General features: G+C 68.6%; 18 protein-coding genes. All 18 read left to right on the top strand.

Annotated elements, in window-relative coordinates; genetic code table 11:
* Positions 1–1,518 carry an endolytic transglycosylase MltG gene (mltG, locus tag ASC55_RS02055; protein WP_055872486.1) on the top strand — a complete coding sequence of 506 codons (1,518 nt, stop codon included), beginning with the start codon at positions 1–3 and terminating at the stop codon, positions 1,516–1,518.
* Positions 1,505–2,335: a shikimate dehydrogenase family protein gene (locus ASC55_RS02060; RefSeq protein ID WP_055872487.1), complete on the top strand. Its 831-nt coding sequence runs from the start codon at positions 1,505–1,507 to the stop codon at positions 2,333–2,335. The genes mltG and ASC55_RS02060 overlap by 14 nt, the downstream gene beginning before the upstream one ends.
* Positions 2,336–2,399: 64 nt before the next feature.
* Positions 2,400–3,629 (top strand): chorismate synthase, encoded by a 1,230-nt coding sequence (gene aroC, locus ASC55_RS02065; protein ID WP_055868088.1) that lies wholly within the window; start codon positions 2,400–2,402, stop codon positions 3,627–3,629.
* The gene (locus ASC55_RS02070; protein WP_055872488.1) at positions 3,613–4,131 is read left to right on the top strand and encodes a shikimate kinase; all 519 of its coding nucleotides are present in this window, start codon (positions 3,613–3,615) and stop codon (positions 4,129–4,131) included. Before aroC ends, ASC55_RS02070 begins: the two co-directional genes overlap by 17 nt.
* Positions 4,128–5,216, top strand: coding sequence for a 3-dehydroquinate synthase (gene aroB / locus ASC55_RS02075; RefSeq protein WP_055872489.1), 1,089 nt, complete (start codon positions 4,128–4,130; stop codon positions 5,214–5,216). Before ASC55_RS02070 ends, aroB begins: the two co-directional genes overlap by 4 nt.
* A complete protein-coding gene (aroQ, locus tag ASC55_RS02080; protein WP_055872490.1) occupies positions 5,213–5,650 on the top strand; it encodes a type II 3-dehydroquinate dehydratase in 438 nt (145 codons plus the stop codon). The genes aroB and aroQ overlap by 4 nt, the downstream gene beginning before the upstream one ends.
* 55 nt (positions 5,651–5,705) lie before the next feature.
* A complete protein-coding gene (efp, locus tag ASC55_RS02085) occupies positions 5,706–6,266 on the top strand; it encodes an elongation factor P (RefSeq protein ID WP_055872491.1) in 561 nt (186 codons plus the stop codon).
* Positions 6,267–6,269: 3 nt separating this feature from the next.
* Positions 6,270–6,680, top strand: coding sequence for a transcription antitermination factor NusB (nusB, locus tag ASC55_RS02090; protein ID WP_055872492.1), 411 nt, complete (start codon positions 6,270–6,272; stop codon positions 6,678–6,680).
* A 62-nt stretch (positions 6,681–6,742) separates the two neighbouring features.
* Positions 6,743–9,700 (top strand): DEAD/DEAH box helicase, encoded by a 2,958-nt coding sequence (locus tag ASC55_RS02095; RefSeq protein WP_055872493.1) that lies wholly within the window; start codon positions 6,743–6,745, stop codon positions 9,698–9,700.
* Between the two features lie 81 nt (positions 9,701–9,781).
* The gene (locus ASC55_RS02100; RefSeq protein ID WP_055872494.1) at positions 9,782–11,359 is read left to right on the top strand and encodes a Rieske 2Fe-2S domain-containing protein; all 1,578 of its coding nucleotides are present in this window, start codon (positions 9,782–9,784) and stop codon (positions 11,357–11,359) included.
* An 82-nt stretch (positions 11,360–11,441) separates the two neighbouring features.
* Positions 11,442–11,972 carry a bifunctional pyr operon transcriptional regulator/uracil phosphoribosyltransferase PyrR gene (gene pyrR / locus ASC55_RS02105; protein ID WP_017830560.1) on the top strand — a complete coding sequence of 177 codons (531 nt, stop codon included), beginning with the start codon at positions 11,442–11,444 and terminating at the stop codon, positions 11,970–11,972.
* Positions 11,969–12,934: an aspartate carbamoyltransferase catalytic subunit gene (locus ASC55_RS02110; RefSeq protein ID WP_017830561.1), complete on the top strand. Its 966-nt coding sequence runs from the start codon at positions 11,969–11,971 to the stop codon at positions 12,932–12,934. The genes pyrR and ASC55_RS02110 overlap by 4 nt, the downstream gene beginning before the upstream one ends.
* Positions 12,931–14,235 carry a dihydroorotase gene (locus ASC55_RS02115; protein WP_055868113.1) on the top strand — a complete coding sequence of 435 codons (1,305 nt, stop codon included), beginning with the start codon at positions 12,931–12,933 and terminating at the stop codon, positions 14,233–14,235. Before ASC55_RS02110 ends, ASC55_RS02115 begins: the two co-directional genes overlap by 4 nt.
* Positions 14,232–14,744 (top strand): PH-like domain-containing protein, encoded by a 513-nt coding sequence (locus tag ASC55_RS02120; RefSeq protein ID WP_055872495.1) that lies wholly within the window; start codon positions 14,232–14,234, stop codon positions 14,742–14,744. The genes ASC55_RS02115 and ASC55_RS02120 overlap by 4 nt, the downstream gene beginning before the upstream one ends.
* Positions 14,741–15,919 (top strand): glutamine-hydrolyzing carbamoyl-phosphate synthase small subunit, encoded by a 1,179-nt coding sequence (gene carA / locus ASC55_RS02125; protein ID WP_055872496.1) that lies wholly within the window; start codon positions 14,741–14,743, stop codon positions 15,917–15,919. The genes ASC55_RS02120 and carA overlap by 4 nt, the downstream gene beginning before the upstream one ends.
* Complete coding sequence (gene carB / locus ASC55_RS02130) at positions 15,919–19,206, top strand: carbamoyl-phosphate synthase large subunit (protein WP_017830565.1); 3,288 nt, start codon at positions 15,919–15,921, stop codon at positions 19,204–19,206. The genes carA and carB overlap by 1 nt, the downstream gene beginning before the upstream one ends.
* A complete protein-coding gene (gene pyrF / locus ASC55_RS02135; protein ID WP_055872497.1) occupies positions 19,203–20,048 on the top strand; it encodes an orotidine-5'-phosphate decarboxylase in 846 nt (281 codons plus the stop codon). Before carB ends, pyrF begins: the two co-directional genes overlap by 4 nt.
* Positions 20,041–20,952, top strand: a complete 912-nt coding sequence (gmk, locus tag ASC55_RS02140) for a guanylate kinase (RefSeq protein WP_017830567.1) — start codon at positions 20,041–20,043, stop codon at positions 20,950–20,952. The genes pyrF and gmk overlap by 8 nt, the downstream gene beginning before the upstream one ends.
* Positions 20,953–20,989: the final 37 nt, after the last annotated feature.

The raw sequence follows: 20,989 nt of genomic DNA on the forward strand, positions 1-20,989 counted from the left end.
ATGTCTGAACGCGACAGCGCCACCCCCCGGAACGACCCCGATTCCCGCCTGGGCGACCTGTTCGAGAATCTGCCCGATCCCACGAGACAGATCCCGACCGTCGACACCAGTGCCCCCGCGCCGGGGTCGCGCCGCGCCGCTCGTGAGGCCGCTGCCGGCGAGGGGAGCGCGACACCGGCCAGGGGAACGGACGGCACACCCGCTGAGCCTTCGCCCGTTCCGGTGCGTGCCTCGGCCGACGACGCGGTCGCCTCGGATGCGGAGGGTCCCTCTCCGACTCCGGTGCGCGCATCGGCCGACGCCGCAGACACCCCGACCCGCGCCATGCCGCAGGTCGCGCCCGCTGTCATGCCGGCGCCCGCGACCGATGCGCCGGAACCGGTGATCGGCGGAGGACTCGACGATCTCTTCGCTCCGCACGACGACCACGTCCAGGCGAAGCCGAAGAAGAAGAAGCGCCGCAAGGGATGCCTGATCGCACTGATCATCGTGCTCGCGGTCTTCGGCGGTATCGCCGCAGGTGGCGCCTGGGCATGGAGCACCTACGGTGACAAGATCAGCGACGCCCTGGGGTGGGGCGAGTCGAAGGACTACGAGCCGGGCCTCGCGAACGGTGAGGCTCTCGTCACCATCAAGCAGGGCGACACGGGTGGGCCGGTGTCCACCGCGCTCTACGAAGCCGGTGTGACCAAGACCGAAGACGTCTTCTACGACTACATCGTCGACGAGAACCTCGCGGTCACGTTCTATCCGGGCGTGTACCGCCTGCAGAAGAAGATGACGGCGGAGGCCGCGCTCGCGGCGCTCAAGGACGATGCCAACAAGATGGCGAACGCCGTCTCGGTCGCCGAGGGCGGCACGATCGTGTCGTCGCTGCCCGACATGGCGGAGACTCTCGGGCTTCCGCTGGCCGACTTCGAGGCGGCCGTCCAGGACCCCATGGCCTATGGTGTGGACGCGCCGAGCCTGGAGGGCTGGCTCTTCCCCGCGGTGTACGAGTTCGATCCGGGAGTCACCGCGCCCCAGGTCATCCAGCGCATGGTCGATCGCACCCGCGAGTCGCTGAGTGCAGCCGGTGTGCCCGACGCCGATGCCGAACGCATCCTCACGATCGCCTCCATCATCCAGCGCGAGGGGCGTCTCGAGGACTTCCCGAAGGTGTCGCGGGTCATCCAGAACCGTCTCGACATCGACATGAAGCTGCAGATGGACTCCACCGCGCAGTACGGGTACGGATCCCTGCACGAAGGCGTCGTGTCGAGCTCCAAGGAAGCGCTCGAAGACGACAACGACTGGAACACCTACGTGCGCACCGGTCTTCCCGCGACACCGATCGCCAGCCCGAGCGATGCCGCCATCAAGGCGGCGATGCAGCCCGCAGAAGGTCCGTGGCTGTACTTCGTCACGATCAACCTCGCGACCGGGGAGACGCTGTTCACCCAGACGCTGGCCGAGCACGAGCAGGGGATCGAGAAGTGGCGCGAGTGGTGCCGGGCGAACCCCGATGGCGGCTGCTGAGACGGTGACGCGCTCTCGATTGGCGGTCTGGGGCGACCCGATCGCGCATTCCAAGTCCCCGGATCTGCATGCCGCCGCCTACCGCGTGCTCGGACTCGACTGGGAGTACGGACGACGCCAGGTGTCGGCCGACGACTTCGCGCCGGTGTTCGCTCAGCTCGACGACACCTGGCGCGGTCTCTCGCTGACGATGCCGCTGAAGGAACAGGCATTCCGTGCCGCGGCGACGAGGGATCGTCACGCGGAGCTCACCGGTGCCGTCAACACGCTGCTGATGGGGGAGCACCCCGCCGGGTTCAACACCGACGTGGGCGGGATCGTCGACGCCCTCGCCGAAGCGCAGGTCACCGACGTCGACCGCGTGCGGATACTCGGCGCCGGGGCCACCGCCGCGTCGGCGCTGGTCGCCGCCTCCGAGATCGGCGCGACACGCGCCGATGTGCGGGCGCGGCGTCCTGCGCCCGCGGCCGCACTGGCGGAGCTGGGGGAGAGGCTCGGCATGGTCGTCGATGTCCGATCCTTCGACGCGCCGTCGGAGACCGTCGAGCTGACCTTGGCGACCCTGCCCAGCGGAACCACGCTCCCCGCCGACACGGCGACGGCACTCGCTGCACAGGGTGGGGTGCTCTTCGACGCCGCCTACGCACCGTGGCCGTCTGCCCTCGCAGCGCGATGGGCCGACGGCGCCACGATCTCCGGGCTCGGGATGCTGCTGCACCAGGCGGTGCGCCAGATCCGTATCTTCCTGCACGGTGATCCCGCCGCCGAACTGCCGGATGAGGTCGCCGTGATCGCGGCGATGCGCGCCGCCATCTGACTCGATCGGCGTCGACGACGAAACGCGGCGCGGCGGGGGTGCGAACCCGTGGGAGACTGGAGCAATGCTCCGCGTGCTCACGGCCGGCGAATCGCACGGCCCAGAACTCATCGCCGTCATGGAGGGTCTGCCCTCCGGCGTCCCTGTGTCCTCCGAGGCCATCCAGGCCGACCTCGCTCGCCGCAAGCTCGGCTACGGCCGTGGTTCGCGGATGAAGTTCGAGCAGGACGAGCTGACGATCTCCGGCGGTGTGCGCCACGGCAAGAGCCTCGGCAGCCCGATCGCCCTGCGCATCGGCAACACCGAGTGGCCGAAGTGGATCGAGGTCATGAACCCCGAGCCGGTCGAGCTCACCGACAGGTCCCGCGGACGCAGCGCTCCTCTCACGCGCCCGCGCCCGGGGCACGCCGACCTCGTGGGCATGCAGAAGTACGACTTCGACGAGGCACGTCCGATCCTCGAGCGTGCGAGCGCCCGTGAGACGGCGGCTCGCGTGGCTCTCGGCGCGATCGCCCGCTCGTTCCTCGGCGAACTCGGCATCCGTCTCGTCAGCCACACGCTCTCGATCGGTCCGGTACGCGTGCCTGAAGGCTCGCCTCTGCCCACCCCGGACGACGTGGACGCGCTCGACGCCGATCCGTTGCGCTGCTTCGACGCAGCCACCTCTGCACTGATGGTCGCCGAGGTCGACGATGCGAAGAAGGACGGCGACACGCTCGGTGGCATCGTCGAGGTTCTCGCCTACGGGCTGCCCCCGGGGCTCGGCTCGCACGTGCACTGGGACCGCCGCCTCGACGCACGTCTCGCGCAAGCGCTCATGAGCATCCAGGCGATCAAGGGCGTCGAGGTCGGCGACGGCTTCGAGACCACGCGTCGTCGCGGTTCGGCGGCGCACGACGAGCTCTTCGCCACCGCCGACGGCATCACCCGCGGCTCCGACAGGGCCGGCGGGACCGAGGGCGGCATGTCGACCGGCACCGTGCTGCGTGTGCGCGCCGGGATGAAGCCGATCGCCACCGTCCCGCATGCCCTGCGCACGATCGACGTCGCGACCGGAGACGACGCCACGGCCCACCACCAGCGCTCCGACGTGTGCGCCGTGCCGGCAGCCGGCGTCGTCGCCGAAGCGATGGTCGCGGTCGAGCTGGCCAACGCCGTGCTGGAGAAGTTCGGCGGCGACAGCATCCGCGAGACGCGTCGCAATCTCGACGGCTACCTGGCCGGCATCCCGGCCGAGCTGCGCACGACCCCTGCGTCCGAGGCGGCGCTCATCGCGCATGACGAGCGCGGCTGATCCGCTGACGCTGGTGCTGGTGGGCCCGATGGCCGCCGGCAAGACCAGCGTCGGAAGACGCGTCGCGCGTCGGCTCGGCGTCGCCTTCATCGACACCGACAAGCGCATCGTCGCCGCGCACGGGCCGATCCCCGCCATCTTCGAGGAGCACGGGGAGGCGCATTTCCGCGCCCTCGAGTGCGCCGCCGTCGCCGAGGCGCTGTCCGAGGGCGGAGTGATCTCCCTCGGCGGTGGTGCCGTGACGGAGGCGGCCACGCGAGATCTGCTCGCGGAGCATCCGGTCGTGTTCCTGACCGTCAGTCCCGATGCGGTCGCCGACCGGCTGCGCGGCAGCAATCGCCCGCTGCTGGCGGGAGAGGATCCGCTGGAGCGGTGGAAGAAGATCTTCGAGGAGCGTCGGGGGTGGTACGCCGAGGTGTCATCGGCGACCTTCGACACCTCACGTCGTCCGATGCAGAAGATCGCGGACGAGATCGTGGCATGGAGGAGAGAGCAGCGATGAGCACGACGACCATCAACGTCACCGGAAACGACGCCTACGACATCACGATCGGACGGGGGATCCTCGACCGGGTCTCCGCTGCCGTCGCGCCGGGGGTGCGCAAGATCCTCGTCGTGCACCCGCCGACGCTCGCCGCACGAGCCGCGGAACTGCGCGATCGTCTTATCGCCGACACCTCCGACGGGCCGCGCGATGTGCTGCTCGCCGAGATCCCGGATGCGGAGCAGGGCAAGCGCATCGAAGTCGCGGCCTTCTGCTGGCAGGTCATGGGTCAGGCTGATTTCACACGCAGCGACGCGGTCATCGGATACGGCGGCGGCTCTGTCACCGATCTCGCCGGTTTCGTGGCGGCCACCTGGCTCCGCGGCGTGCAGCTCATCCAGGTGCCGACCACGGTGCTCGGACTCGTCGACGCCGCCGTCGGAGGCAAGACCGGGGTGAACACGGCGGAGGGCAAGAACCTCGTCGGCGCGTTCTGGGCGCCGCGTGCGGTCATCGGCGACCTCGACGAGCTCGCCAGCCTGAGCCCGAACGAGGCGACGGCGGGCTTCGCCGAGGTCGTGAAGGCCGGGTTCATCTGGGCGCCGGAGATCCTCGACATCATCGAAGCAGACCCTGCTCGTGCTGTGGACCCCACGACCGAGGAGTTCCGTCGCGCCATCGAGCTCGCGATCGACATGAAGGCCAAGGTCGTGTCCGACGACTTCCGCGAGGCCGGCCTTCGCGAGATCCTCAACTACGGCCATACACTCGGCCACGCGATCGAGCACGCCGAGAGGTACCGCTGGCGTCACGGCGCCGCCATCTCGGTCGGGATGCTGTACGCCGCAGAGCTCTCCCGCCTCGCCGGCCGATTGTCCGACGACGCCGCCGAGCGCCACCGCACCGTCCTCGAGTCCTTGGGACTTCCCACCTCGTACCGTGCCGGTGCCTGGCCGCAGCTGCTCGCCACGATGCAGCGCGACAAGAAGAGCCGCGGCGGGATGCTGCGCTTCATCCTGCTCGACGACATCGCCAAGCCCACCGTGCTGCAGGCTCCGGATGAGTCGCTGCTGTTCGCGGCCTACCAGGAGGTCGGGGAGTGAGCCGGCGGATCCTCCTCGTCAACGGGCCGAATCTGAATCTCCTCGGCACCCGCGAGCCCGAGGTGTACGGCACCGCGACGCTCGCAGACGTGGAACGGATCACCGGTACGGCGGCGGCCGAGCTCGGCTTCGAGGTGCGTGCAGTGCAGAGCAATCACGAAGGGGTGCTGATCGACGCGATCCACGCCGCGCGGGACGACTGCGCGGCCATCGTGATCAACCCCGGGGGACTCACCCACACTTCGGTGGTGCTCCGCGACGCGCTCACCGGAGTGTCGCTGCCGTTCGCCGAGGTGCACATCTCCGACGTCTACGCACGGGAGCAGTTCCGCCACCACTCGTACCTCGACGACGTCGCCGCCGTGCGCGTCGTCGGGCGCGGTGTCGACGGCTACGCGCACGCCGTGCGACAGCTCGCAGCACTCATCCCGTAGAATCGACTGTCGGTCTCGTCCGACCCCGCAGACACACGAACGGAACTCGCAGCGCATGGCATCTACCGCAGACATCAAGAACGGCGTCGTCCTCAGCATCGACGGGCAGCTCTGGAGCGTCATCGAGTTCCAGCACGTCAAGCCCGGCAAGGGTGGTGCTTTCGTGCGCACCAAGCTGAAGAACGTCGTCTCGGGCAAGACCGTCGACCGCACCTACAACGCCGGCGCGAAGATCGAGATCGAGAACGTCGACCGCCGCGACTACACGTACCTGTACACCGACGGTGACGGCTACGTCTTCATGGACCAGACCGACTTCGACCAGATCACCGTCGGCTCCGCGACGGTCGGCGACGCGAAGCACTTCCTGCTCGAGAACCAGCAGGTGACGATCGCGATGAACAACGGCAACCCGCTGTACATCGACCTTCCCGCGTCCGTGATCCTCGAGGTCACCTACACCGAGCCGGGCCTGCAGGGCGACCGCTCCTCGGCCGGCACTAAGCCCGCCACACTCGAGACCGGCTACGAGATCCAGGTGCCGCTGTTCCTCGAGACCGGCACCAAGGTCAAGGTCGACACCCGCACGGGTGACTACCTCGGCCGCGAGAAGTAAGGCGTGGGCGCCCGGACGAAGGCGCGCAAGCGCGCTCTCGACATTCTCTTCTCCGCCGATGTGCGCGGTGACGATCTCGCCGTGACGCTCGCATCCGAGGCCAAGCGCGCCGCGAGCGAGCCCGCGCGTGAGGCCTCCTGGCTCTATGCGCGCGAGATCGTCGACGGCATCATCGACTCCCGTGACGAGATCGACGAGCAGATCACGACGCACAGCAGGGACTGGAAGCTGGAGCGGATGCCCGCGGTGGACCGCGCGCTGCTGCGTATCGCGGTGTGGGAGATCCTCTACAACGACGAGGTTCCGACCGCGGTCGCGATCGATGAGGCCGTCGAACTCGCGAAGGAGTTCTCGACTGACGACTCCGGTGCGTTCGTACACGGTGTCCTCGCACGGGTGGCCCGCTCCGCCTGATCCGTCCGAGACGGGGCACTGTCGGCGGTGTGATTGTCGGCGGTGCCGGAGAGGATGGCAGCATGTCCCTCTCCCGTGATCCGTCCCCTCCGGAGGGATCGGCGGCGGATTGGCGGAGCATCCTCGGTTCCGCGCGCGATGACGCCGACACGGCGCTCGCGCTCGGCGTCGAGCTCCGTGTGCGCGATGGTCGCGGGGCCAACCCGTGGGCCTCGCGTCCGCAGCGCACGGCGACCGCCCGCGACGTCGCGAAGCGCACGGGCGAGATCCTGCTCGGCATCCGCCCGCTCGAGCGGAGCGTGTCGACCGGTGCCTGGGTTCAGGGCGCGGCCACGTGGGACGCGGTGCGCCGTTCCCCCACGCAGTACGGGCGCGATCGCTCGCGGTGGTTCGCTGACCTGCTCAGCATCGCTCGCGACACGCTGCTGTCGGGCACGGCCGGTGATTGGCTGGTCACCGATCTGATCGAGTCCGGGCTCTTCTGGGGGCATCTGCGCGCCGGCGCGGAGGTTGGCATCCCCCTCGTCGCCACGCAGAAGAGCACCACTGTCGTGCTCGCCGGCGACGCCGCGATCCGGGCGACGGTCGGGAGAGACGACGGGGGCGGGATCGTCGTGCGTCCCGACATCACGATCGATGGTCGCGGTGCAGAGCCCTTCGCCGTCCAGACGATCGGCCACAGCGGCGTGTACGAGATCGCGCAGCAGGGGAGCAGCATCCGGGTGACCCTCGCCGAGGTGCCGATCAGCGAGCCCGTCCATGCCCTTCTCGCCGCCAGGACCGGGCTGGCGGTGCCGGCCCGTGACGAGGCCGCCTTCTTCCGTGATGCGTATCCGCTGCTCGCGCGCCGCATCGAGGTGCGCCCTGTCGGCCGGATCGAGCTGCCGGCGCTGCCCGCACCCCGAGCGGTGATCACGCTGTCCTTCCGCCGCGGCGACACGGTCACCTACGCCCTCGAGTGGGAGTATCGCGGGTTCGGGCGGGTGCCGTTCTCTCCCAGCGGCGACGCGGTGCGCGACGTCGCGGCCGAGGATGCGCTCCGGGACACACTGCGGTCCGTCTGGAGAGAGCACCTGGGCGAGGAGCTCACCGCGACCGGCTCCTTCCACGACGTCGCCGCCGCCGAGTTCGTCACCCGCACGGTGCCCGCGCTCGAGGCCGAGGGCGTCACGGTCAGCGTCGAGGGCCGTCGCAAGAGCTACCACGAGCTCACGGGCGAGCCGGAGATCACCGTCTCGACCGTCGAGAGCAGCGATCCTGACTGGTTCGATCTGGGGATCCTGGTCAAGATCGACGGGCGCACCATCCCGTTCGAGCCGCTGTTCACGGCGCTCAGCAAGGGGCGCAAGAAGCTCCTCCTGGTCGACGGCAGCTACTTCTCGCTGAATCACCGTGCGCTCGATCGCCTCCGGGAACTGATCGACGAGTCCGGCGCGCTCGACGAGTGGGAGACCGGTCCGCGGATCAGTCGGTACCAGACCGATCTCTGGGAGGAGTTCGAAGACCTCGCCGATGAGGCGATCCCCGCCGTCTCGTGGCGTGCGACCGCCGACGGTCTGCGCGCGGCCACCTCGGTGCCCCCGGTCGCTGTGCCGTCGGGCATCACGGCCGAACTCCGCCCCTATCAGAAGGAGGGTCTCGACTGGCTCGCCTTCCTGTGGAGCCATCGCCTGGGAGGCATCCTCGCCGACGACATGGGGCTCGGCAAGACGCTCCAGCTCCTGGCCCTCATCGTGCATGCGCGAGAGGCGGGGGAGCGGCGACCCTTCCTCGCCGTCGTGCCGACATCGGTCCTCGCCACCTGGCGCAGCGAGGCCGAGCGCTTCGCGCCCACGCTCCGGGTGCGGCTCCGCGGAAACACCCAGGGTCCCTCGGTCGACGCCAGCATCCGCGACGTCGATCTCCTCATCACCACCTATGCCGTCGCCCGGCTCGACGAGGCCGAGTACGCGCGCGTCGAGTGGGCCGGACTCCTCCTGGACGAGGCGCAGTTCGTCAAGAACCCGGCGACCAAGCTGCACCGCGCCATCGCCTCGTTCCGCGCGGATGTGACGTTCGCGGTCACCGGAACGCCGATGGAGAACAGCCTGAGCGAGCTGTGGGCGCTGTTGAAGCTCACCGCTCCGGGTCTCTTCGCCTCGGCGCGGAAGTTCCGCGAGCAGTACATCCAACCCATCGAGCAGGGGAAGGTCCCCGAGAACGAGGAGGGCGGCGCCTACCGTCAGCGTCGCCTCGAGCAGCTTCGTCGGCGGATCCGGCCGCTGCTGCTGCGACGCACGAAGGAGCTCGTGGCACCCGACCTGCCGGCGAAGCAGGAGCAGATCCTCGAGGTCGAGCTCAGCTCCTCCCACCGGGCGCTCTACGACGTCGTGCTGCAGCGCGAACGGCAGAAGGTGCTCGGCCTGCTGGAAGATCTCGACCGCAACCGCTTCATCGTGTTCCGATCGCTCACCCTGATGCGCATGCTCAGCCTGGCCCCGGGGCTCATCGACGCCGCGGATGCGAAGATCGGCTCGCGCAAGCTCGATGTGCTGCTCGAGCGCGTGATCGAGTTGCAGGCCGAAGGGCATCGCGCGCTCGTGTTCAGCCAGTTCACGTCGTTCCTCGACCTCGCCGCGGCCCGCCTCGACGCCGCCGGCATCCCCTACGCGCACCTGGACGGGTCGACGCGCCACCGCCAGAAGGTCGTAGAGAGCTTCACATCGGGAGTGCAACCGGTCTTCCTGATCAGCCTCAAGGCCGGCGGATTCGGCCTCACCCTGACCGAGGCCGACTACGTCTTCCTGCTCGATCCGTGGTGGAATCCGGCGGCCGAGGCGCAGGCCGTCGATCGCACGCACCGCATCGGTCAGGACAGCCAGGTGTTCGTCTACCGGATGATCTCCACCGGCACGATCGAGGAGAAGGTGCTCGACCTGCAGCGCCGCAAAGCGCGGCTGTTCACGGCCGTGCTCGACGATGAGGCGCTGTTCGCACAGTCGCTCTCCGCCGACGACATCCGTGGCCTGTTCGAGGACTGACCGGATTACTCACGGCCGGGTCGACCGGGCGCACAGGGAGCCGTCGGTACAATCGAACGGTTCACTTTCGGGAGGAATGCAATGCGGATCACGGGACTCGGCCACGCCGGGATGTTCATCGAGACGGTCGGCGGGAACATCATCTGCGACCCGGTCCTCGGACCCTCGTTCTACGGATCCTGGTTCCCGTTCCCCGACAACCGTGGTCTGGACTGGGAGCGCTTCGGACGCGAGGCCGATTTCCTCTGGATCTCGCACCGGCACCGCGACCACTTCGACCCGCGGCTCCTGGAGCGCTACATCCGCAAGGACATCGAGGTGCTGCTTCCGGAGTATCCGACCGATGACCTCGAGAAGGACATCCGCGCCCTCGGCTACACGAACATCACCTACGCTCCTGCCGGCCAGGTGATCCAGCGCGGTGAGCTCAAGATGATGATCACGCCGCTGCGCGCGCCCAGCGACGGCCCCATCGGCGACTCCTCCCTGAGCGTCGACGACGGCACCGGCTCGATGCTGAACCAGAACGACTCGCACCCGCTCGACCTCGAGAAGCTGCTCGACTTCGGCAAGCCCGACGCCTACTTCACCCAGGTGTCCGGTGCGATCTGGTGGCCCATGGTCTACGACCTGCCGCTGGACGCCAAGCAGAACTTCGCCCGGCTCAAGCGCGAGGCGCAGAACAAGCGGGCGATGTACTACATCGAGAAGGTCGATGCCCCGCACGTCTTCCCGATGGCAGGGCCCCCCATGTTCCTGCGTGACGACCTGTTCGACTTCAACGGTCTCGGCAAGAACGGCGAGTCGATCTTCACGGACCAGAAGCAGTTCCTCGCGCACATGAAGGAGCTCGCGCCGCAGTACGACGGTCAGCTCTTCATCCCCGGCACGGTCGTCACGATCGACGGGGGAGAGGTCACGAGTGAGCAGACGCTCTACACCGAGGCCGAGATCGCGCACATCTTCGATGAGAAGTGGGAGTACCTCGAGGAACAGCGCGCGAGCCGACAGCAGGAGATCCGCGACGAGGAGGCGTCTCGTGCCGAGATCATCCCGCCCGCAGAGATGCTCGAGGCGATCAAGACCTGGTGGGAACCGCTGCTGAAGAAGTCCCGCACCATCCGGCTCGGTGTCGGCGGTTGCGTGCGCTTCCGCATCGGCGAGCTCGACATGGTGGTCGACTTCCCCCGCGCGAAGGTCCGCGAGTACGCGGGCGAGGAGTGCGTGTACTGGTACACGATCCCCGCCGACCTGGTCTCGACGAACATCGTCGATCACGAGATCGACTGGTCCAACTCGATCTTCCTCTCGATGCAGTTCTCGGTGGGCCGCAGTGGCAAGTTCAACGAGTTCCTCACCACGTTCCTCAAGTGCCTCTCGGTCGATCGGATCGAGTACGTGGAGAACTGGTACCAGGAGCAGACCGACCAGACCGAAGATACCGAGATCGGCGACTGGGTCGTTCAGCGCCGCTGCCCGCACCTGCGCGCCGACCTCACCCGCACGGGCACGGTCGACGAGGACGGCATCCTCACGTGCAGCATGCACGACTGGAAGTGGGATCTGAAGACCGGCCGCTGCCTCTCCACCGCCGGCCACCCGATCCGCTCGTCGAAGATCGACGAGGTCACCGATCCGGTCCTGCAGGAAGCGAGCTGATCCGCCGGAGCCTGCGCTCCGATAGACTTTCGTCACAAGCAACCTTTAACACCGTCCTGTGAGGCGGAGAAGGGAGCGGCCGATGAGCATGCGCACTGTGCTGCACGAAGCCGACATCTCACGAGCGCTGACCCGTATCGCGCACGAGATCCTCGAATCCAATCGAGGTGCCGAGAACCTCGTCCTGCTGGGCATTCCGACCCGCGGCGTCACTCTCGCCCATCGCCTCGGCCTGCTGATCAGCGAGATCGCGCAGCAGTCCGTCCCGGTCGGCGCGCTCGATGTCACGCTCTTCCGCGACGACCTCGCCAAGCACCCGACGCGTTCCCCGCGGCCCACCGAGATCCCGGTGGGCGGAATCGACGGCAAGACGGTCGTGCTCGTCGATGACGTGCTCTTCTCCGGCCGCAGCATCCGTGCCGCTCTCGACGCCATCCAGTCGATCGGACGCCCCGCCGTCGTGCGCCTGGCGATCCTCGTCGACCGCGGACACCGCGAGCTCCCGATCCGCCCGGACTTCATCGGCAAGAACATCCCCTCCGCCCGCACCGAGCGGGTCAACGTGCGCCTCTTCGAGAACGACGGGGCCGAGGAGGTGACGATCGGCGAATGAGACACCTCCTCGACACCCGCACCCTCGATCGGGCGACCGCCCTGCGCATCCTCGATGTCGCCGAGGACATGTCCGACACGCAGTCGCGTGAGGTCAAGAAGCTCCCGACGCTGCGCGGCAAGACCGTGGTGAACCTCTTCTTCGAGGATTCGACACGCACCCGCATCTCGTTCGAGGCCGCCGCCAAGCGCCTCTCCGCCGATGTCATCAACTTCGCGGCGAAGGGGTCCAGCGTCTCGAAGGGCGAGAGCCTGAAGGACACCGCGCAGACGCTCGAGGCCATCGGCGCCGACGCGGTCGTGGTCCGCCACCCTGGATCCGGCGCCCCGCAGACGCTCGCCACCAGCGGCTGGATCTCCGCCGGCGTCGTCAACGCCGGAGACGGCACGCACGAGCACCCGACGCAGGCCCTGCTCGACGCCTTCACCATCCGCAAGCGCCGCTTCGGCGCCGAGAGCCGCGGTCGCGATCTGAGCGGACTGCGGGTCGTGATCGTCGGCGACGTGCTGCATTCGCGGGTCGCCCGCTCCAACGTCTGGCTGCTCACCACGCTCGGAGCAGAGGTCACCCTGGTCGCGCCGCCGACCTTGGTGCCGCAGAACGTGTCGCTCTGGCCGGTCCGCGTGGTCTACGACCTCGATGAGGCTCTGGCCGAGGACCCGGACGCGGTGATGATGCTGCGCATCCAGCTGGAACGCATGAACGCCGCATATTTCCCGACTGAGCGGGAGTATTCCCGTCGATGGGGTCTGGACGCACGGCGTGTGGCCGGTCTTCCGGCAGGTAGCATTGTCATGCACCCCGGACCCATGAACCGGGGACTGGAGATCTCCTCCGAAGCTGCCGATTCCCCCCGCTCGACGGTGCTGGAACAGGTCACGAACGGGGTCTCCGTCCGCATGGCGGTGCTGTACCTGCTGCTGGCAGGAGAACGAGACGACGAACGAGGGGGAGACCTGTGAACGAGACCCTCGTCATCACCGGTGCACAGCTGCTCGGTGCCGAGAGCGCCGACATCATGATCGAAGACGGCCGGATCGCCGAGATCGGCACCGGGCTCACGCGCTCCGGCGCGCGCGTCATCGACGCGGCAGGGCTGGTCGCCCTTCCGGGACTCGTCGACCTGCACACGCATCTGCGCGAGCCCGGCTACGAGGCTTCCGAGACGATCCTCACGGGAACGAGGGCGGCGGCTGCCGGTGGCTTCACCGCCGTGTTCGCGATGCCCAACACCTCGCCGGTCGCCGACACCGCCGGCGTCGTCGAGCAGGAGCTCGCGCTCGGTGAAGCGGCCGGCTACGCCACGGTGCAGCCCATCGGCGCCGTGACGGTCGGACAGAAGGGCGAGCGCCTCGCCGAGCTGGGAGCGATGGCCACGTCCCGCGCACAGGTCCGCGTCTTCAGCGACGACGGCTTCTGCGTGTTCGATCCGCTCATCATGCGCCGTGCGCTGGAGTACGTGAAGTCGTTCGACGGCGTCATCGCCCAGCATGCGCAGGACCCCCGCCTCACAGAGGGCGCGCAGATGAACGAGGGCACGGTCTCGGCCGAGCTGGGCCTGGCCGGATGGCCCGCCGTCGCCGAAGAGTCGATCATCGCCCGCGACGTGCTGCTGGCCGAGCACGTCGGATCGCGGCTGCACGTGTGCCACCTCTCGACCGCGGGCTCGGTGGACATCATCCGCTGGGCCAAGAAGCGCGGCATCAACGTCACCGCCGAGGTCACCCCTCACCACCTGCTCCTCACCGACGAGCTCGTGCGCGGGTACGACGCGCGCTACAAGGTCAATCCTCCGCTGCGTAGGGAAGAGGATGTGCTCGCCGTGCGCGAGGGCCTCGCCGACGGCACGATCGACATCGTCGCCACCGACCACGCGCCGCACCCGAGCGAGCACAAGGCGTGCGAGTGGCAGGCCGCGGCGAACGGCATGGTGGGGCTGGAGAGCGCCCTGCGCGTCGTGCACCAGTCGATGGTGCAGACCGGGCTTCTCGAGTGGTCGGACATCGCGCGGGTGATGAGCGCAGCACCGGCACGGATCGGGCGACTGGCAGGTCACGGCACACCGCTCGAGGTCGGTCAGCCCGCCCAGATCACGCTCTACGACGCCTCGGTCGACGGCGTGTTCACGGAAGCCGACCTCCACGGTCGGAGCGTGAACTCGCCCTACCTCGGCCGCGACCTCCCCGGACGCGTGCAGTACACGATCCACGGCGGTGTCCTCACCGTCGACGGCGGAAGCGTCGTCGAGGAGCTTCGCGCATGAGCGCTCGGGACCTCGCCGTCGCGATCACGATCGCGGTCGCGCTCCTGGTGCTGCTGGTGATGCTCCTGGCCTGGCGACGACGAATCCGCCGCGACTCCGTGTTCACGGCCCCGCTGGGGGTTCCGGAGCACGCGGAGGTCTTCCGCCGCGACGAGGTGCTCTACGTGTCGACGACACGGCACGAGCAGCCGCTCGAGCGTCTCGCGGTGTCGCCTCTCGCGTACCGGGCCCGTGGTGAGCTGGCGGTCACGGATCGCGGCATCGCCCTCTGCCTCGATGGCGCGCCGACGGTCTTCCTCGCGAACGACCGCCTCGTCGCCATCGACCGCGCCACGGTCACGATCGACCGCGTCGTGGAGCCCGGCGGCCTCGTGCGCCTCGCCTGGAGCATCGACGACGACACGGTCGTCGACAGCTATCTGCGCCTCGCCACCGGCGACCCTCAGAACCTCATCTCCGACCTGCAGCGGCTCGTCCCCGCCGCCCCCGACACAGGAGCAACGTCATGACCCTTTCGACATCCTCCGGGCAGGCCTCCGCGGCCCAGCTCCCCGATCCCGCCGTCCTGGTCCTGGAAGACGGCACCCGACACATCGGACGCGCCTACGGCGCGCGCGGTCGCACACTGGGCGAAGTCGTCTTCGCGACCGGCATGTCCGGATACCAGGAGACCATCACCGATCCCTCCTACGCGGGACAGATCGTCCTGCAGACGGCACCGCACATCGGCAACACCGGCATGAACGATGAAGATGCCGAATCGCGCCGCATCTGGGTCGCCGGCTACATCGTGCGCGACCCTTCGCGCGTCGTGTCGAACTGGCGGGCGAACGCCTCGCTCGACGACGTGCTCGTCGAGGACGGAGTCGTCGGCATCAGCGGCATCGACACCCGTTCGATCACCCGGCACATCCGCTCGGCCGGCTCCATGCGCGGGGGGATCTTCTCCGGGGCGGATGCGGCGCTCGACCCGCAGGAGCAGGTGCGCATCGTCCGCGAAGCCCCAGAGATGGCCGGACGCAATCTGTCCGCCGAGGTCTCGGTCGACGTCGCGACCGTGACGACCGCCATGGGCGAGCGCATCGGCAACCTCGCCGTGCTCGATCTCGGTGTGAAGCAGGCGACGATCGACAACCTCGCCGCCCGCGGCTTCGAGGTGCATGTGCTGCCGCAGAACGTGACGATCAACGACATCCGCGCTGTCGATCCCGTCGCGGTGTTCTACTCGAACGGTCCCGGAGACCCCGCGGCGTCCGGTGATCACGTCGAGCTGCTGCGCTCGGTGCTCGATGCGGGGCTGCCGTTCTTCGGGATCTGCTTCGGCAACCAGCTGCTCGGGCGTGCCCTGGGCCTCGGCACCTACAAGCTGCCGTTCGGGCACCGCGGCATCAACCAGCCGGTGCTGGACAAGCAGACCGGCAGGGTCGAGATCACGGCGCACAACCACGGCTTCGCGGTCGAGGCTCCGATCGAGGGCACCTTCGACAGCCCGAACGGCTACGGCAAGGTCGAGGTCAGCCACGTCGGCCTCAACGACAACGTGGTCGAGGGACTCCGCGCCCTCGACATCCCCGCCTTCTCGGTGCAGTACCACCCCGAGGCCGCAGCAGGCCCGCACGACGCCAACTACCTCTTCGACAGGTTCCGCGACCTCGTCATCGCAAGCCAGAAGGACTCCAAGTAATGCCCAAGCGCGACGACATCAACTCCGTCCTCGTCATCGGCTCCGGCCCGATCGTCATCGGTCAGGCGTGCGAGTTCGACTACTCCGGCACCCAGGCGTGCCGCGTGCTGCGCGAGGAGGGCGTCCGGGTCATCCTGGTCAACTCCAACCCGGCCACGATCATGACCGATCCCGACTTCGCCGATGCGACCTACATCGAGCCGATCACGTGGCAGGTCATCGAGACGATCATCGCCAAGGAGCGGCCCGACGCGATCCTGCCGACGCTCGGCGGGCAGACCGCGCTGAACGCCGCGATCGAGCTGCACAACCACGGCATCCTCGAGAAGTACGATGTCGAGCTCATCGGCGCCAGCTTCGAGGCGATCAACAAGGGCGAGGATCGTCAGATCTTCAAGCAGCTGGTCCTCGATGCGGGAGCCGACGTGGCGGACTCGCGCATCGCGCACACGATGGAGGAGGTGCTGGCGGCCGCCGATGAACTCGGCTACCCGATGGTGGTCCGTCCGAGCTTCACGATGGGGGGCCTCGGCTCCGGATTCGCGTACGACGAGGAGGATCTGCGTCGCATCGCCGGCGCGGGCCTGCGCGACTCGCCCACCACCGAGGTGCTCCTGGAGGAGTCCATCCTCGGCTGGAAGGAGTACGAGCTCGAGCTCATGCGCGACACGGCCGACAACACGGTCGTCGTCTGCTCGATCGAGAACGTCGACCCCGTCGGCGTGCACACGGGCGACTCGATCACGGTCGCTCCCGCGCTCACCCTCACCGACCGCGAGTACCAGAAGATGCGCGACATCGGCATCGACATCATCCGCGCGGTCGGCGTCGACACCGGCGGTTGCAACATCCAGTTCGCGGTGGACCCGACCAACGGTCGCATCATCGTCATCGAGATGAACCCGCGCGTCTCGCGCTCCAGCGCTCTGGCGTCCAAGGCCACCGGATTCCCGATCGCCAAGCTCGCAGCCAAGCTGGCCCTGGGCTACCGTCTCGACGAGATCCCGAATGACATCACGGGTGTCACGCCGGCGAGCTTCGAGCCGACGCTCGATTACGTCGTCGTGAAGGTTCCGCGCTTCGCGTTCGAGAAGTTCCCGGCCGCCGACGCCACGCTGACCACGACCATGAAGTCCGTGGGCGAGGCCATGGCGATCGGCCGTAACTACGCGACTGCCCTGCAGAAGGCGCTCCGCTCGCTGGAGAAGCGCGGATCGAGCTTCCACTGGGGCGCCGAGGAGCGCTCGGTGGAGGAGCTTCTCGAGATCTCGAAGGTTCCGACGGACGGCCGGATCGTGACGTTGCAGCAGGCGCTGCGCAAGGGCGCGACGGTCGAGCAGGCCTTCGACGCGACGGCGATCGACCCGTGGTTCCTCGACCAGATCGTGCTGATCAACGAGGTCGCCGAGATCGTGCGCACCGCGTCCGAGCTCGACGCGGCGACTCTTCGCTACGCCAAGGAGCACGGCTTCTCCGACGCGCAGCTCGCCGAGCTCCGCGGCATCTCCGAAGCGGAGGTCAGGGGCGTGCGTCACGGCCTCGGCATCCGCCCGGTGTACAAGACGGTCGACACCTGCGCCGGCGAGTTCCCCGCCCTCACCCCGTACCACTACTCGAGCTACGACTTCGAGACCGAGGTCGCGCCGTCGGATCGCACCAAGGTGGTGATCATCGGCTCCGGACCGAACCGCATCGGCCAGGGTGTCGAGTTCGACTACTCGTGCGTGCACGCGTCGTTCGCGCTGTCGGATGCCGGGTTCGAGACCGTCATGGTCAACTGCAACCCGGAGACGGTCTCGACCGACTACGACACATCCGACCGCCTGTACTTCGAGCCGCTGACGCTCGAGGACGTGCTGGAGGTGCTCGACGCCGAAGCCGCGAGCGGCACCATCCTCGGTGTCGTGTGCCAGCTCGGCGGGCAGACGCCGCTCGGACTCGCGAAGGGCATCGAGGCCGCCGGTTACACCGTTCTCGGAACCAGCCCCGAGGCGATCGACCTGGCAGAGGAGCGCGAGCTCTTCTCCCGCCTGCTCGATGACGCAGGTCTCGTCGCGCCGCGCAACGGCACCGCGATCGATGTCGAAGGCGCCGTGCGTATCGCCGAGGAGATCGGCTACCCGGTGCTGGTGCGTCCGAGCTTCGTGCTCGGCGGCCGCGGCATGGAGATCGTCTACGACACCGCGTCGCTGCGCGACTACTTCGTGCGCACCGCGGGGGAGGTCGTCATCGAGGAGGGCAAGCCCCTTCTCGTCGATCGCTTCCTCGACGACGCGATCGAGCTCGACGTCGACGCGCTCTACGACGGAACCGACCTGTACATCGGCGGCGTCATGGAGCACCTCGAAGAGGCCGGCATCCACTCGGGCGACTCCAGCTGCACGCTGCCGCCGGTCTCGCTCGGCCGCACCGACGTCGACCGGGTGCGCGAGGCCACACTCGCGATCGCCGAGGGCGTGGGAGTGCGTGGACTGCTCAACGTGCAGTTCGCCATCAGCGCCGGAGTGCTCTACGTGATCGAGGCGAACCCGCGTGCGAGCCGCACCGTGCCGTTCGTGTCGAAGGCGCTCGGTATCCCCATGGCCAAGGCGGCGAGCCGCGTGATGACCGGTTCCACGATCGCGGAGCTGCGCGCGGAGGGCCTGCTTCCCGAGCAGGACGGCTCCCGCGTCCCGCTCGACGCACCGGTGTCGGTCAAGGAGGCCGTGCTCCCGTTCAAGCGGTTCCGCACTGCCGACGGCAAGACGGTCGACTCCGTGCTCGGACCGGAGATGCGCTCCACCGGTGAGGTCATGGGCATCGACCGCGACTTCCCGACAGCGTTCGCGAAGAGCCAGGCGGCGGCCTATGGCGGCATGCCCACGTCGGGAACCGTGTTCATCTCGGTCGCCGACTCGGACAAGCGTGCGGTCATCCTGCCCGCGCACCGCCTGCAGCAGCTCGGCTTCACGATCGTCGCGACCGAGGGCACAGCCGAGATCCTCTCGCGCAACGGCATCGCCGTCACCGTCGTCGAGAAGTACAGTGCGACGCAGGAGTCCGGGGCCAAGAACATCGTCGACCTCATCAACGAGGGCGCGATCGACATCGTCGTGAACACTCCGTCCGGCGGCGCCGCTCGCGCCGACGGCTACGAGATCCGCGCCGCAGCGGTGGCCGCCGACAAGGCCCTGTTCACCACGATGGCCGTGCTCGGTGCCGCCGTGAGCGGAATGGACGCCGCCCACGAGGGTTTCCAGGTGAAGAGCCTCCAGGAGTACGCGCTGGACCGGAAGGCGGCGCTGTGAGCGAACGCTTCGGCGAGCGGGTGCGCTCCGCCCTCCGGGCGAAGGGACCGCTCTGCGTCGGCATCGACCCCCACGCCGCGCTGCTCGCGGCGTGGGGGTTGACCGACGACGCGCAGGGCGTCCGTGAGTTCGGCCTGCGCACGGTCGAGGCAGCCGCAGGGAAGGTCGCCGTCGTGAAGCCGCAGGTGTCGTTCTTCGAGCGCTTCGGCTCTCGAGGCATCGCGGCGCTCGAAGATGTTCTCGCCGCTGCGCGCGCTGCCGGACTGATCGTGATCGCTGACGCCAAGCGGGGCGACATCGGATCGACGATGGACGACTACGCGCGTGCGTGGCTCACGCCGGGTTCGCCGCTGGAGGCCGATGCCCTCACCGTGAGCCCGTTCCTCGGGGTGGGTGCTCTCGACGGGACTTTCGCCGTGGCCGAGAAGAACGGAAGGGGCCTGTTCGTGCTGGCGGCGACCAGCAACCCCGAGGCGGAAGGGCTGCAGCGGTCCACGGACTCCGCCGGCATCACGGTGTCGGCAGCGGTCATCTCCGAGGTCTCTGCGCGCAACGCCGAGTCGTCTGCCGCGGGGGAGTGGGGGAGCTTCGGATTCGTCATCGGCGCCACCGTCGACTGGACCAGGGCCGCTATCGAGCCGTTCACGCCGGCAGCGCCGATCCTCGCTCCCGGTTTCGGTGCGCAGGGGGCCACTCCGGCTGATCTCCGTCCGCGTTTCGGGACGATGTCGGCAGCGGTGATCGCGAGTGAGAGCCGCAGCATCCTCTCCGCCGGTCCGGCCGATCTGATGGAGGCCATCTCCGTACGTGCGGCCGAGTATCGCGAGGTGGCCGGTGTCTGACGCACAGCGCACGGTCCCCGAGGTCGACAGGGCTGCAGCGGCGCGCCGCGCCGTGGAGCGCCGCCGCGCCAGGGCCTCGGTCAAGCGCGACCTCACGATGCGCGTGGTGACACCGCAGGCCGTTCTTCATCGTGCGAGCGCCGACGCCGATTCGGTGGAGGGCTCGATGCGCATCACCGACTTCCTGCTGGCACTTCCCGCGATCGGTGCCGGCAAGCGCGACCGGGTGCTCGAGGAGCTGCACATCTCGCCGGTCAAGCGTCTCGGTGGGCTCGGCGCGCGCCAGCGCCGGGTGCTGGAGTCGTGGCTCGACTCGCGCTTCCCGGTGCCGACGCCTCGCGGTGCCCGGAGCCGGCTGCTGGTCCTGGCTGGGCCCACCGCCGTGGGCAAGGGCACGGTCGCCGCACACATCCGCGAGCACAACCCGGAGATCCACCTGTCTGTCTCGGCGACGACCCGGCCCCCGCGTCCCGGCGAGATCGACGGCGTGCACTACTACTTCGTCGACGACGCGGAGTTCGACCGGCTCATCGCCGACGACGAACTGCTCGAGTACGCTGTGGTGCACAACCGCTCCCGGTACGGCACGCCGCGTGCGCCGATCGACGCCGCGCTGGCCGAGGGCAAGACGGTCCTGCTCGAGATCGACCTGCAGGGTGCGCGCCAGGTGCGTCGCGCCGAACCCGCCGCGACACTGATCTTCCTGCTGCCTCCGAGCTGGGATGAACTCGTTCATCGGCTGGTCGGACGAGGCACCGAAGACGCCGAGGAGAGGGCCAGACGACTGCGCACCGCGAAGGTCGAACTCGCCGCTCAGAACGAGTTCGATCACCTCATCGTGAACGAGGACGTCGCCACGGCGGCTCGCGAGGTCGTAGAATTGTCTACAAGCTCTGCGCGCTGAGCGTCTTCGCGCGCCTTTCGCACCGTCTTCGCGACGA

Source organism: Microbacterium sp. Root322, from assembly GCF_001425645.1.
In the GTDB taxonomy this organism is placed as follows: Bacteria; Actinomycetota; Actinomycetes; order Actinomycetales; family Microbacteriaceae; genus Microbacterium; species Microbacterium maritypicum.

Bases quoted from the DNA above. Each gene is read 5' to 3' on its own strand.
- mltG (WP_055872486.1), top strand. From the start codon at position 1: ATGTCTGAACGCGACAGCGCCACCCCCCGGAACGACCCCGATTCCCGC.
- ASC55_RS02060 (WP_055872487.1), top strand. From the start codon at position 1,505: ATGGCGGCTGCTGAGACGGTGACGCGCTCTCGATTGGCGGTCTGGGGC.
- aroC (WP_055868088.1), top strand. From the start codon at position 2,400: ATGCTCCGCGTGCTCACGGCCGGCGAATCGCACGGCCCAGAACTCATC.
- ASC55_RS02070 (WP_055872488.1), top strand. From the start codon at position 3,613: ATGACGAGCGCGGCTGATCCGCTGACGCTGGTGCTGGTGGGCCCGATG.
- aroB (WP_055872489.1), top strand. From the start codon at position 4,128: ATGAGCACGACGACCATCAACGTCACCGGAAACGACGCCTACGACATC.
- efp (WP_055872491.1), top strand. From the start codon at position 5,706: ATGGCATCTACCGCAGACATCAAGAACGGCGTCGTCCTCAGCATCGAC.
- ASC55_RS02095 (WP_055872493.1), top strand. From the start codon at position 6,743: ATGTCCCTCTCCCGTGATCCGTCCCCTCCGGAGGGATCGGCGGCGGAT.
- ASC55_RS02100 (WP_055872494.1), top strand. From the start codon at position 9,782: ATGCGGATCACGGGACTCGGCCACGCCGGGATGTTCATCGAGACGGTC.
- pyrR (WP_017830560.1), top strand. From the start codon at position 11,442: ATGAGCATGCGCACTGTGCTGCACGAAGCCGACATCTCACGAGCGCTG.
- ASC55_RS02110 (WP_017830561.1), top strand. From the start codon at position 11,969: ATGAGACACCTCCTCGACACCCGCACCCTCGATCGGGCGACCGCCCTG.
- ASC55_RS02120 (WP_055872495.1), top strand. From the start codon at position 14,232: ATGAGCGCTCGGGACCTCGCCGTCGCGATCACGATCGCGGTCGCGCTC.
- carA (WP_055872496.1), top strand. From the start codon at position 14,741: ATGACCCTTTCGACATCCTCCGGGCAGGCCTCCGCGGCCCAGCTCCCC.
- carB (WP_017830565.1), top strand. From the start codon at position 15,919: ATGCCCAAGCGCGACGACATCAACTCCGTCCTCGTCATCGGCTCCGGC.